Origin of the sequence: Moritella sp. JT01 (assembly GCF_001574435.1) — a bacterium.
Taxonomy (GTDB): Bacteria; Pseudomonadota; Gammaproteobacteria; order Enterobacterales; family Moritellaceae; genus Moritella.
The window spans coordinates 1-282 of the sequence record NZ_LOCN01000032.1 but is presented as its reverse complement, the minus strand read 5'-3'; the positions used below and the strand labels follow the sequence as shown (position 1 = coordinate 282).

Below are 282 nucleotides of genomic sequence, written 5' to 3'. Positions count from 1 at the left end.
AACCAATTATAACGATTGGAGTAAAAACCTCACTCAACTAAAAAAGAATCCCGATTTTACATGGCTGAAAGATGTTTCTAGCGTGCCATTGCAACAATCACTAAAGCATCTCGATAAAGGCTTTAAGTCATTTTTTAAATCAGGTAAATATTTTGTATCAATGCTTGTAAAAGAAGATGTTAAGCAGCTACCAGTCGTGAACAAGACCGTAGGTGTTGATGTAGGTATTAAAGACTTAGCGATTTGTTCGGATGGAACAAAGTTCAATAACCCACGATTAAC

At 35.5% G+C, this 282-nt stretch carries 1 pseudogene; it reads left to right on the top strand.

What is annotated here, in order from left to right:
- Window positions 1-282, top strand: a pseudogene (locus AKG98_RS22540) (hypothetical protein); the annotation flags it as partial.